Origin of the sequence: Aquicoccus sp. (assembly GCF_041686535.1) — a bacterium.
GTDB lineage: Bacteria > Pseudomonadota > Alphaproteobacteria > Rhodobacterales > Rhodobacteraceae > Aquicoccus.
On sequence record NZ_JAWLDS010000089.1, the window covers coordinates 1 to 12,331 of the forward strand.

The following is a 12,331-nucleotide window of genomic DNA, read 5'->3' on the forward strand; positions in this document are numbered from 1 at the left end:
GGTGCGCGAGCGCGGCATCAACACCTTCAAGCACTTCCTCGCCTACAAGGGCGCGCTCATGGTCAATGACGACGAGCTTTACGCCAGTTTCCAGCGCCTTGCGGAACTGGGGGCCACGCCCATGGTCCATGCCGAGAATGGCGACGTGGTGGCCGAACTTTCCGCGAAACTTCTGGCCGAGGGCAACACCGGACCCGAAGCTCATGCCTATTCCCGCCCGACCCAGGTCGAGGGCGAAGCCACCAACCGCGCCATCATGATCGCCGACATGGCCGGGGCGCCGCTATATGTGGTGCATGTTTCCTGCGAGGAAAGCCACGAAGCCATCCGCCGCGCCCGGATGCTGGGCAAACGCGTCTGGGGCGAGCCGCTCATCCAGCACCTGACCCTCGACGAGAGCGAATATTTCAACAAGGATTGGGACCACGCCGCGCGCCGCGTGATGTCACCGCCCTTCCGCAACAAGATGCACCAGGACAGCCTGTGGAACGGGCTGCAATCCGGCTCGCTCTCGGTGGTGGCGACCGATCACTGTGCCTTCACTACCGAGCAGAAACGCTATGGCGTTGGCGATTTCACCAAGATCCCCAACGGCACTGGCGGGCTCGAGGATCGCATCCCGATGCTCTGGACGCATGGTGTGGGGACCGGGCGACTCACCCCCAACGAATTCGTTGCGGTCACATCAACGAACATCGCCAAGATATTGAATTGCTACCCGAAAAAGGGTGCGATCCTCGTTGGCGCCGATGCGGATATCCTCGTGCTCGATCCCGAGAAAGAGAAGACCATCACCGCCGCCAGCCAGCAGTCGGCGATCGACTACAACGTGTTCGAGGGCCAGCACGTCAAGGGCCTGCCGCGCTATGTGCTGACCCGTGGCCAGGTCGCGGTGATGGATGGCGAGATGCGCAACGAGGAAGGCCATGGCAAGTTCGTCGCCCGTGAACCCAACGCGCCGGTGAATCGCGCGCTTTCGCGGTGGAAAGACCTCACCGCCCCGCGCCCGGTAGAGCGCACCGGCATCCCGGCCAGCGGCGTATGAGTGACACCCCGGCCATATCCGGCGTTCTCGAAGCCGCGCTCTATGTCGATGACCTCGACGCGGCGGCGGGGTTTTACGGCGATCTCTTGGGCCTCGAAGAGGTCGTGCGCCATGACCCGCGCCATATCTTCTATCGCGCGGGCGAGACCATCGTGCTCCTCTTCGTGGCGCATGAGACGCGGATTCCGCCCTCGTCGGATACCGCGCTGCCGGTGCCGCCCCATGGGGCGACCGGGCCGGGGCACCTGTGCTTCAACGTGCCGCGCACGGCACTAGACGACTGGCGTGCGCGGATCGAAGCCGCCGGGATCGAGATCGAGGCCGATTTCGAATGGCCCAACGGCGCGCGCTCGGTCTACCTGCGCGATCCGGCTGGAAACAGCATTGAATTTGCCGAACCGAAACTGTGGGAGCGCCGCGCGTGAACGACAAGACCCCCGTGATCCAGGCCAAGAACCTCGATCTGACCTTCCAGACCAATGACGGGCCGATCCATGCCCTCAAGGATGTGAGCCTCGACATCATGAAGGGCGATTTCGTGAGCTTCATCGGCCCATCGGGCTGTGGCAAGACGACCTTCCTGCGGGTCATCGCCGCGCTCGAAGAGCCCACCGGCGGTAGTGTTACCGTCAACGGCATGACCCCCGACGAGGCCCGCCGCGCCCGCGCCTATGGTTACGTGTTCCAAGCCGCAGGGCTTTACCCGTGGCGTACCATCGAGGGCAATATCCGGCTACCGCTCGAGATCATGGATTTCTCGAAATCCGAGATGCGCCAGCGGATCGACCGCGTGCTGCAACTGGTCGACCTCGAAGGCTTCGGCAAGAAATTCCCGTGGCAGCTTTCGGGCGGGATGCAGCAGCGTGCCAGCATCGCCCGCGCGTTGGCCTTCGATGCCGACATCCTGTTGATGGACGAGCCCTTCGGTGCGCTCGATGAGATCGTGCGCGACCATCTCAACGAACAATTGCTCCGGCTCTGGGACAAGACCCACAAGACGATCGGCTTCGTCACCCATTCGATCCCCGAGGCGGTCTATCTCTCGACCCGGATCGTGGTCATGTCGCCGCGCCCGGGGCGGATCACGGATGTGATCGAGAATACGCTCCCGCGCGATCGCCCGCTCGACATCCGCGACACGCCCGAGTTCCTCGAAATCGCCCACCGTGTCCGCGAGGGGCTTCGCGCGGGGCATGCCTATGAGGATTGAACCGACCCTGCAGCCCGGGATGCGGCATCATGCTCCTTCATCTCCCCGGAAATACTCGAAAACGCCGTGCCATCGGATCGGCCGGGCATTTGAGTATTTAAAGCAAGATGAAGGACGGGGAGGGTGCGTGCGATGATGCGAAACATCCTGTCGATCCTCACCGTTGTCGCAGCGATCATCGGGCTTTGGTATCTGCTTTGCATTCCCATGAACATGCACGAGGCCACGCAACAGGCGCAGCGGGCCGGGGCCGAGGTCACGCCCGCCACCGCGTCCGAGCGGCTGCAACTGGGTGGGATCGCGTTGGCGGTACAGAATCCGACGCTGTGGCCGGGCGCGTTCGGGCAGGACCGCCCGCGCCTGCCATCGCCCGATCAGGTGGTCGCCGAATTGTGGAACACCACGGGTGCGATGGTGCTCTCGGGGCGAAGCATGACCAAGGGCAGCCTGGTTTTCCACGGCTGGATCACGCTTTCGGCCACGCTTCTGGGCTTCGTGTTCGGCACCGGGCTGGGCATAATCCTGGCGGTGGGGATCGTCCATTCGCGCGCCATGGACATGAGCGTGATGCCCTGGGCCATCGCCAGCCAGACCATTCCGATCCTGGCGCTGGCGCCGATGATTATCGTGGTGCTGAACTCGGTCGGCCTTCAGGGGTTGATCCCAAAGGCGATCATCTCGGCTTATCTGAGCTTTTTCCCGGTGGTCGTCGGCATGGTCAAGGGGTTGCGCGCCCCGGGCATGATGCAGCTTGACCTGATGCGCACCTATAACGCCACGCGGGGCCAGACCCTGTGGAAACTGCGCTTGCCGGCCTCGATGCCCTATCTCTTCGCCTCGCTCAAGATCGGCATCTCGGCCTCGCTCATCGGTGCCATCGTGGGTGAGTTGCCGACCGGTGCGGTGCGCGGCCTGGGGGCGCGAATGCTGACCGGGTCCTATTACGGGCAGACCATCCAGATCTGGTCGGCGCTCTTCGCCGCCGCGATCCTGGCCGCACTCCTGGTGGGCACGATCGGGCTGATCCAGCGCAGGACATTGAAACGGATGGGGATGCAGCCATGAATGCGGCAGCAAGATCGTTTGGGGTGAGCCTTCCGGGGTTCGTGCTCTTGTCCACCCTGGGATTATCGCTCGCGGACGGCTCGGGCCTGACAGGTGTTGCGATCGCGCTTGCCGCCGTCGTCATGGGCTGGTTCACCATTCGCGCGCTGGCCGAGCATTTCAAGACGCAGCGTTGGGCGCGGCTGGCGGCGCCGATCCTGCTGGGGGTGCTTATCCTGGTCCTTTGGGAGGTGACGGTGCGCGCGCTCGAGGTGCCGTTCGTCATCCTGCCGCCGCCCTCGGCGATCGGGTCCACGATAACGAATTCGATGCCGCTCCTATGGGCGGACATGGTGCAGACCGTGGTCAAGGGGGCGCTGAGCGGTTACGTGATGGGGTGTGGTGCCGCCTTCCTGACCGCGATCGCCATTGACCGTTCGCCCTTTCTCAAGCGTGGCCTGTTGCCCGTGGGCAATTTCGTCGCGGCCCTTCCGATCATCGGCACCGCGCCCATCCTGGTCATGTGGTTCGGTTTCGACTGGGAGTCGAAGGCGGCCGTGGTGGTGGCGATGGTGTTCTTTCCGATGCTGGTCAACACAGTCGCGGGAATCTCCGAGACCACGGCGATGCAGCGCGACCTGATGCACACCTACGCGGCGTCCTACCGCCAGACGCTCTTCAAGTTGCGTCTGCCCGCGGCAATGCCGTTCATTTTCAACGGGCTCAAGATTTCATCGACACTGGCGCTGATCGGTGCAATCGTGGCTGAATTCTTCGGCTCGCCCACGCTTGGGATGGGCTTTCGTATCTCGACATCGGTGGGGCAGCTTGCACTCAACATCGTCTGGGCAGAGATTGTGGTGGCTGCCATCGTGGGCAGCGCCTTTTATGGTAGTCTTGCAATGATAGAGAAGGGGGTCACGTTCTGGCACCCCTCGCAACGGGGCTGAGACAGGCAAGGAAACCTCAGAAGCAAACAGCAACTCAACAGGGAGCCAAGGGAAAAATGAAAAGATTGAAGACAACAGCCATCATGGCCGGCGCAATGACGCTGGCTGCGTCGCTGGCACAGGCCGCCGACGATGTGACGCTGCAACTCAAATGGGTGACACAGGCACAATTCGCAGGTTATTATGTCGCCCAGGATCGGGGATTCTACGAAGAGGAAGACCTCGACGTCACGATCAAGCCGGGCGGGCCGGATATTGCGCCGACCCAAGTGATCGCCGGCGGTGGTGCCGACGTAATGGTCGACTGGATGCCCGCGGCACTTGCCGCGCGCGAAAAGGGTCTGCCGCTCGTGAATATCGCCCAGCCCTTCAAGAGCTCGGGCATGATGCTGACCTGCCGCAAGGATGCCGGCATCGAGACGACCGACGATTTCAAGGGCAAGACGCTGGGCGTGTGGTTCTTCGGCAACGAGTTCCCGTTCCTGAGCTGGATGAGCCAACTGGATATCTCCACCGACGGTGGCGAGGACGGCGTGACGGTGCTCAAGCAGGGTTTCAACGTCGATCCGCTGTTGCAGGGGCAGGCGGCCTGCGTTTCGACCATGACCTATAACGAGTATTGGCAGGTCATCGACGCGGGCCTCACACCCGAGGAACTGGTCGTATTCAAATACGAGGATCAGGGCGTCGCCACGCTCGAAGACGGGCTTTACGTACTTGAGGAAAACCTTGAAGATCCCGAGTTCAAGGACAAGATGGTGCGTTTTGTCCGGGCCTCGATGAAGGGCTGGAAATGGGCCCAGGAAAATCCCGACGAAGCCGCGATGATCGTGCTCGACAATGACGAGACGGGCGCACAGACCGAGAAGCACCAGACCCGGATGATGGGCGAGATCGCCAAGCTCACGGCAGGCTCCAACGGGGCGCTTGATCCCGCCGACTACGAGCGCACGGTGGCCTCGCTGCTGTCGGGCGGCTCGGACCCGGTCATCACCGAGGAACCCGAGGGCGCCTGGACGCATGAGATTTCAGACGTCGCGCTCGATTGATTGGCGCGTGATAATGTCAAATCGGCCCCGGTTGCGTACCGGGGCCTTTTTTGTGGTGCATTCGCTGTGGACAAGGCCAAGGTGCGCGGCTAGACACATGGCCGGTTCGGGGCGTGGCGCAGTCTGGTAGCGCACCTGTTTTGGGTACAGGGGGTCGTGAGTTCGAATCTCGCCGCCCCGACCACGCGGCAGAGCAGCCGCCAATGTTACCACACCGTGATCGGACAGTTCCCAAAGCCTCTGTAAAGGTTGCAAGCACAGTTCCGGCAAAGCCCAAGGCAGGTCCGGAGAATCGCTTTTGCAGCATCCACACCGGCTCCGCTGTGTCGATTTTATGACACTTGTCGCCTGGTCGGAATTTTTCTTGCAAGACCAATCCAACACGGCCGATCCGAAGCGGTTTCGATTCTGGGGGCCGTGCAGATATTGAATGTCGGTCGATAACCATCCCAGATTCAAGCCCTTTCAGGCAGCATCCATTTTCGAGCTTTCCCAGTCCACCAATCGACTCGCCCTATGGATGAATCATCTGGCTCGACCGGATTTTGTGCTTCGGTCACGGTCAACCGCAAAATCGGCCAGTTTTGAAAATAAAGCAGTTGACGATTAGGGGGGCTCTACGCCAGTTTGTGTAGGCCGGTCGAGAGGGCACAACATATAGTGGCCCGTGAGGGACAGGCAGGGAAAAACAGAAAGTCTGGAACTGTCCGGCTCCGTGCCGGGCCGCGGTGGCTCGCAACCCCTGTTTTCGGGCTGTGAGAGGTCGAGTTCGCCCTGTCGTTTCCTGGATCGGTGCGCTGCCCGCAGAACGTGGGAGCGCGAAGGGACCTGAAAGCTGAGATAAATGGGGCAGCAATGAAAATCGAGAGAAAATTCACCAAGGCTGGGCAGGATGCATATGCCGAGATCGACTTCGTCACGACCGCTTCGGAGATCCGCAATCCCGATGGCACGATCGTGTTCCGGCTCGATGAAGTTGAAGTGCCGGCGGGTTGGAGCCAGGTCGCTTCGGACGTGATCGCGCAGAAATATTTCCGCAAGGCCGGCGTGCCGACGCGAGTCAAGCGCGTCGCGGAAAAGGGCGTGCCCGAATTTCTATGGCGCTCGGTTGCCGATGGCCAGGATGTCGAAAAAGGTGGCGAGACCTCGGCAAAGCAGGTGTTCGACCGGCTCGCGGGGGCATGGGCCTATTGGGGCTGGAAAGGCGGCTATTTCTCGACCGAGGAAGACGCGCGTGCCTATTTCGACGAGATGCGCTTCATGCTGGCCACCCAGATGGCCGCGCCCAACAGCCCGCAATGGTTCAACACCGGTCTGCACTGGGCCTATGGAATCGACGGCCCGGGGCAGGGGCACTACTATGTCGATTACAAGACCGGCAAGCTCACCAAGTCGAAAAGCTCCTACGAGCATCCGCAACCGCATGCCTGCTTCATCCAGTCCGTCGCTGACGATCTGGTGAGCGATGGCGGCATCATGGATCTCTGGGTGCGCGAGGCGCGGCTCTTCAAATACGGCTCGGGCACCGGCACCAATTTCTCGAGCCTGCGCGCCGAGGGCGAAACGCTCTCGGGCGGGGGGAAATCCTCGGGCCTGATGGGCTTTCTCAAGATCGGCGACCGCGCGGCGGGCGCGATCAAGTCGGGCGGCACCACGCGCCGCGCCGCCAAGATGGTGATCGTCGATGCCGACCACCCCGACATCGAGGAATACATCAACTGGAAGGTCAAGGAGGAGCAGAAGGTTGCGAGCATCGTCGCAGGCTCCAAGATGCACGAGCAGAAGCTCAACGGCATCTTCGCGGCAATCCGCGCCTGGGACGGCGCGCTGGACGACGCGACCGACCCCAAGGTCAACGCCGGGTTGAAAGCGGCGATCCGCGATGCCAAGAAGGTCGCGATCCCCGAAACCTATGTCAAACGGGTGCTGGATTACGCGCGCCAGGGCTATGGCTCGATCGAGTTTCCGACCTATGACACCGACTGGGATTCCGAGGCTTACGCATCTGTCTCCGGCCAGAACTCGAACAACTCGATCCGAGTCACCGATGCCTTCCTCAAGGCCGTCAGGGACGACGCCGATTGGGAGCTCATTCGCCGCACCGACGGGACGGTTGCCAAGACGATCAAGGCGCGCGACCTCTGGGAACAGGTGGGCCACGCCGCATGGGCCTGCGCCGATCCGGGCATCCAGTATCACGACACGATCAACGCCTGGCACACCTGCCCCGAGGACGGCGCGATCCGTGGCTCGAATCCGTGCTCGGAATACATGTTCCTCGACGACACGGCCTGCAACCTCGCCTCGATGAACCTGCTGACCTTCCTCAAGGACGGAGAGTTCCAGGCCGAGGACTACATGCATGCCACCCGGCTCTGGACCGTGACGCTGGAAATCTCGGTCCTGATGGCCCAGTTTCCGTCGAAAGAGATCGCGCAGCGATCCTATGACTTCCGCACGCTGGGGCTGGGCTATGCCAATATCGGCGGGCTCCTGATGAACATGGGACTTGGCTATGACAGCCCCGAGGGTCGCGCGATGTGCGGTGCGCTCACCGCGATCATGACCGGCGTCTCCTATGCCACATCGGCCGAGATGGCGGGCGAACTGGGCGCCTTCCCGGGTTACGCGCGCAACGCCGATCACATGCTGCGCGTGATCCGCAACCACCGCAACGCCGCCCATGGCGCGACCGACGGCTATGAAGATCTCGCCGTCAAACCCGTGCCGCTGGACCATGCCAACTGCCCCGAGGCCGGGCTTGTCGATCTCTCGATGGCCGTCTGGGACGAGGCGCTGAAGCTGGGCGAGGCGCATGGCTATCGCAATGCACAGGTCTCGGTCATCGCCCCCACCGGCACGATCGGCCTCGTCATGGATTGCGACACCACCGGGATCGAACCGGATTTCGCGCTGGTGAAGTTCAAGAAGCTCGCCGGTGGCGGTTACTTCAAGATCATCAACCAGTCGGTGCCCGCCGCGCTTGAGAAGCTGGGCTATGGCCCGGCCGAGATCGAAGAGATCATCGCCTACGCGGTGGGCCACGGCTCACTGGGCCAGGCGCCCGCGATCAACCATGGCTCGCTGGCCGTCCATGGCTTTACCCCGCGTGTGATCGAAAAGGTCGAGGCCGCCCTGGGCAGTGCCTTCGACATACGCTTCGTGTTCAACCAGTGGACGCTGGGCGCCGAGTTCTGCACCGAAACCCTGGGCATCCCGGCCGAGAAGCTCAACGATCCCACTTTCGACCTGCTGCGGCATCTCGGGTTCTCGCGCGCCGATATCGACGCGGCCAACGACCATGTCTGCGGAACCATGACGCTCGAAGGCGCGCCGCATCTGCGCGAAGAGCACTATCATGTCTTCGATTGCGCCAACCCCTGCGGCAAGACCGGCAAGCGCTATCTCGGCACCGAATCTCATATCCACATGATGGCCGCTGCGCAAAGCTTCATCTCGGGCGCCATCTCCAAGACGATCAACATGCCCAACGACGCGACCATCGAGGATTGCCAGAAAGCCTATGAACTCAGCTGGTCACTGGGCGTCAAGGCCAACGCGCTCTACCGCGACGGCTCGAAACTCAGCCAGCCGCTGGCAGCGGCCCTGGTCGAGGACGACGAGGACGCGCAGGAGGTGCTGGAAAGCGGCTCGAGCCACGAAAAGGCCGCGACGCTGGCCGAAAAGATCGTCGAGAAGGTGGTGATCAAGGAAATCGTGCGCTCGAACCGCGAAAAGATGCCCGAGCGCCGCAAGGGCTATACACAGAAGGCGATCGTGGGCGGGCACAAGGTCTACCTGCGGACCGGCGAATACGAGGATGGCCAGCTTGGCGAGATCTTCATCGACATGCACAAGGAAGGCGCCGGCTTCCGCGCGATGATGAACAATTTCGCCATCGCGGTCAGCGTCGGCCTGCAATACGGCGTGCCGCTCGAGGAATTCGTCGATGCCTTCACCTTCACCAAGTTCGAACCGGCGGGCATGGTGCAGGGCAATGACAGCATCAAGAACGCCACCTCGATCCTCGACTACATCTTCCGCGAACTGGCCGTCAGCTATCTCGACCGGACCGATCTGGCGCATGTCAAACCGCAAGGCGCATCCTTCGATGACCTGGGCCGGGGTGAGGAAGAGGGCGTCTCGAACATCAAGGAGATGTCCGAAACCGCCGCCTCGCGTTCGCTCGAAGTGCTCAAGCAGATCAGCTCCACCGGCTACCTGCGCAAGCGCCTGCCCCAGGAACTCGTGGTGCTCCAGGGTGGTCAGGCCGTCGGGGGCACGGCGTTGAACGGGTCCGATCCGGTGACGACGCTCAACACGCTGGTGCCCGAAACCGCCGGGGCGGCGGGCGCCGCCATGGCCACCACCACCACAACGACGGCGATGACCTCGGGCACCGTCCCGATGGACGCGCGCTCCAAGGCCCGGATGCAGGGCTACGAGGGCGAGGCGTGCGGCGAATGCGGCAACTACACGCTGGTGCGCAACGGCACCTGCATGAAATGCAACACCTGCGGCGCGACAAGCGGGTGTAGCTAAAACTTCCGGGGCGGGTGCGCTCGCCCCTGGCGTCGTTCAGGCCGCAGGCAACAAACCGGGCGGTGATCAATGAGTGAGCCTGGACGGCGAAACTGAAAGGGGGGTCTCTCGGCCCCCCTCTTTTCTTTTCCGCGATTCTCCCTGGACCTGCGGGCCTGGCAATGTGCGACCTGCCGCCGCACTGGGCCATGCCGGCCTGTCCGGCAGGACCTTGCTTGAATCCGATGCTGGAATGCGAAGAGATCCGCGCAACCGAGGGTGGCAGGATTTTGCCCGGCGGGTCTCCGCCCGATGCAAGGCGCCAACCGGCGGCAAACAGCCTGAAACCGGCCCACGTCGCAGGACCGGTTTCCAATCCGGGGGGCGCTTTGCTCCATGGTCCCCGAAGGCAGCGACCTTCATCAACCAAAAGAGGAGATCACGATATGAAAATCCGCATTCCCAGCCTGGCCGCCATCTCGCTCCTGATGACGCCGGCGCTTGCCGTCGGGCAGGGCATAGGCGAGGCGGACGCCAACGGCGATGGCTTTCTGACAATGCAGGAGGTTCAGGCGGTGAACCCCGAAATCACCATCGAGGATTTCAACTCGATGGATTCCAACGCCGACGGAGTGCTTGATGAGGCCGAGGTTCAGGCCGCACAGGACATGGGCTTGATGGAGGCGCCGTCAACCGACTGACGGGGTACTTCCCCTTGCTGTCGGCCCCAAGGCGGCAGGGGGTTGGCCGGGCCGCACCGATCTCGGGGCGGCCCGGCGCAGCATCCCGAAGAGATCACGCGGATCGTCGGGATCGGCCAGAAGGTCGAGCGGCGTGAAGAAACCCGAACCCGCGATCGCATCGCGCAGGAACCGCAACGCACTGAAATCCTCGATCGCGAATCCTACGCTGTCAAACAGCGTGATAGCGTCCGAACCGCGTCTTCCCGGAACCGCGCCGCTGATCAACTGCCAGAGTTCGGTCACCGGGTGATCCGGGGCCATCTGCTGAATCTCGCCCTCGATTCGGGTCTGTTCCGGAAACTCAACAAAAATATCAGAGCGATAGAGAATTTCGGGCGCAAGTTCGGTCTTGCCCGGACAATCGCCGCCGATCGCGTTGATATGCACGCCGCTGCCCACCATGTTGTCGGTCAGGATCGTGGCATATTGCTTGTCTGCGGTGCAGGTGGTGATGATCTGCGCGCCCTCTATGCTTTCTTCGGCACTCTTGCACTCCACGACCCGCAGCCCGGCCCCCGCGAGGTTGCGCGCAACCTTTCGCGTCGCGCTGGCGTCGATGTCGTAGAGCCGCACCGTATCAATGCCGCAGATCGCCTTCATCGCCAGGCTCTGGAATTCCGCCTGCGCCCCGTTGCCGATCATCGCCATGCAGCGCGCGCCGTCGGGGGCGAGGTATTTCGCCGCCACGGCCGAGGTCGCCGCCGTGCGCAGTGCCGTCAGGAGCGTCATCTCGCTCAGAAGCACCGGATAGCCGGTGTAGACATCCGCCAGCAGGCCAAAGGCGGTGACGGTCTGCAACCCCTCGCTCGTGTTCTTGGGGTGGCCGTTCACGTATTTGAACCCATAGGCTTCGCCGTCGCTGGTCGGCATCAACTCGATCACGCCGACATCCGAATGGCTCGCCACGCGCGGGGACTTGTCGAACTTCTCCCATCGGCGAAAATCGGCCTCGATGTAATCGGCCAGCCCGCGCAGCGCTTCTTCGATCCCCAGGTGATGGACAAGCCCCATCATGTGATCGACCGATACGAAGGGAACCAGCGCCTTGTCAGAGGGTTGTGCCATGATCTTCATCCTTTCGCATAGGTCGGTCGATCGAATACCTGTCGCCCCAGCGCCGAGGCGGCGAGATCGACCATGACTTGCGCGCTGCGCCCGCGCTCGTCGAGAAACGGGTTGAGTTCGACGAGATCGAGCGAGGTCATGAGCCCGCTGTCATGGATCATCTCCATCACCAGGTGCGCCTCGCGGAAACTGGCGCCGCCCGGCACGGTCGTGCCCACCGCCGGCGCGATGCCCGGGTCGAGGAAATCCACGTCGAGCGAGACATGCAGCGCGCCGCCCGCGTCCGCCACCCGGTCGAGAAATGCCGCGAGCGGGCGGGCGATGCCATGCTCGTCGATGTGGCGCATGTCATGGCAGCGGATGCGCGAGGCCATCAATGCCTGCCGCTCGGCCCCGTCGACCGAGCGCAGCCCGATGATACAGATATTCTCTTCGGGAATCGCTGCGGGCAGCGGCGGGAAGCCCTCGAACCCCGGGCGCCCTGTGACATAGGCCAGCGGCGTGCCGTGCAGGTTGCCGCTTTGCGTGGTTTCGGGCGTGTGGAAATCCGAATGCGCATCGAGCCAGAGCACGAATTGCGGCCGACCGGCCTCGGCCGCGTGGGCCGCCACCCCGGCGACGCTGCCCAGCGACAGCGCGTGATCGCCGCCCATGAAGATCGGCAGGCCCGCCGCCATGGCCGCGCGCGCCGCTCCGATCAGCGC

At 62.9% G+C, this 12,331-nt stretch carries 10 protein-coding genes and 1 tRNA gene; 9 read left to right on the plus strand and 2 right to left on the minus strand.

The annotated features are described in order from the left end of the window. From hydA to ACESL9_RS14550, 9 genes are all read left to right on the plus strand, one after another. A partial coding sequence (gene hydA, locus ACESL9_RS14510) for a dihydropyrimidinase (RefSeq protein WP_372675051.1) occupies positions 1 to 1,045 on the plus strand: 1,045 nt, incomplete at its 5' end. Next, positions 1,042 to 1,470: a VOC family protein gene (locus ACESL9_RS14515; protein WP_372612639.1), complete on the plus strand. Its 429-nt coding sequence runs from the start codon at positions 1,042 to 1,044 to the stop codon at positions 1,468 to 1,470. The genes hydA and ACESL9_RS14515, both read left to right, overlap by 4 nt. Then, a complete protein-coding gene (locus ACESL9_RS14520) occupies positions 1,467 to 2,255 on the plus strand; it encodes an ABC transporter ATP-binding protein (RefSeq protein WP_372612637.1) in 789 nt (262 codons plus the stop codon). Before ACESL9_RS14515 ends, ACESL9_RS14520 begins: the two co-directional genes overlap by 4 nt. A 135-nt stretch (positions 2,256 to 2,390) precedes the next feature. Then, the gene (locus ACESL9_RS14525; protein WP_372612663.1) at positions 2,391 to 3,320 is read left to right on the plus strand and encodes an ABC transporter permease; all 930 of its coding nucleotides are present in this window, start codon (positions 2,391 to 2,393) and stop codon (positions 3,318 to 3,320) included. A 122-nt stretch (positions 3,321 to 3,442) separates the two neighbouring features. After that, a complete protein-coding gene (locus ACESL9_RS14530; RefSeq protein WP_372612661.1) occupies positions 3,443 to 4,249 on the plus strand; it encodes an ABC transporter permease in 807 nt (268 codons plus the stop codon). A 56-nt stretch (positions 4,250 to 4,305) separates the two neighbouring features. Continuing rightward, entirely contained in the window at positions 4,306 to 5,298 is a 993-nt protein-coding gene (locus tag ACESL9_RS14535; protein WP_372612635.1) for an ABC transporter substrate-binding protein, read from the plus strand. 107 nt (positions 5,299 to 5,405) lie between these two features. Continuing rightward, positions 5,406 to 5,482, plus strand: a tRNA-Pro gene (locus ACESL9_RS14540). 671 nt (positions 5,483 to 6,153) lie between these two features. Further along, positions 6,154 to 9,840, plus strand: coding sequence for a vitamin B12-dependent ribonucleotide reductase (locus tag ACESL9_RS14545; protein ID WP_372612633.1), 3,687 nt, complete (start codon positions 6,154 to 6,156; stop codon positions 9,838 to 9,840). A 425-nt stretch (positions 9,841 to 10,265) separates the two neighbouring features. Continuing rightward, positions 10,266 to 10,520 carry a hypothetical protein gene (locus tag ACESL9_RS14550; RefSeq protein WP_372612631.1) on the plus strand — a complete coding sequence of 85 codons (255 nt, stop codon included), beginning with the start codon at positions 10,266 to 10,268 and terminating at the stop codon, positions 10,518 to 10,520. Here the strand turns inward: ACESL9_RS14550 and ACESL9_RS14555 are convergent. Together ACESL9_RS14555 and rocF are read right to left on the minus strand one after the other, a co-directional pair. After that, positions 10,509 to 11,627 (minus strand): ornithine cyclodeaminase, encoded by a 1,119-nt coding sequence (locus ACESL9_RS14555; RefSeq protein ID WP_372675052.1) that lies wholly within the window; start codon positions 11,625 to 11,627, stop codon positions 10,509 to 10,511. The two genes, ACESL9_RS14550 and ACESL9_RS14555, sit on opposite strands and share 12 nt — an antisense overlap. Positions 11,628 to 11,632: 5 nt before the next feature. Then, the coding region (rocF, locus tag ACESL9_RS14560) for an arginase (protein WP_372675053.1) at positions 11,633 to 12,331 on the minus strand (699 nt) is incomplete at its 5' end.

Coding starts and splice junctions, on each gene's coding strand:
- ACESL9_RS14515 (WP_372612639.1), top strand. CDS start 1,042: ATGAGTGACACCCCGGCCATATCCGGCGTTCTCGAAGCCGCGCTCTAT.
- ACESL9_RS14525 (WP_372612663.1), top strand. CDS start 2,391: ATGCGAAACATCCTGTCGATCCTCACCGTTGTCGCAGCGATCATCGGG.
- ACESL9_RS14530 (WP_372612661.1), top strand. CDS start 3,443: ATGGGCTGGTTCACCATTCGCGCGCTGGCCGAGCATTTCAAGACGCAG.
- ACESL9_RS14535 (WP_372612635.1), top strand. CDS start 4,306: ATGAAAAGATTGAAGACAACAGCCATCATGGCCGGCGCAATGACGCTG.
- ACESL9_RS14545 (WP_372612633.1), top strand. CDS start 6,154: ATGAAAATCGAGAGAAAATTCACCAAGGCTGGGCAGGATGCATATGCC.
- ACESL9_RS14550 (WP_372612631.1), top strand. CDS start 10,266: ATGAAAATCCGCATTCCCAGCCTGGCCGCCATCTCGCTCCTGATGACG.
- ACESL9_RS14555 (WP_372675052.1), bottom strand. CDS start 11,627: ATGGCACAACCCTCTGACAAGGCGCTGGTTCCCTTCGTATCGGTCGAT.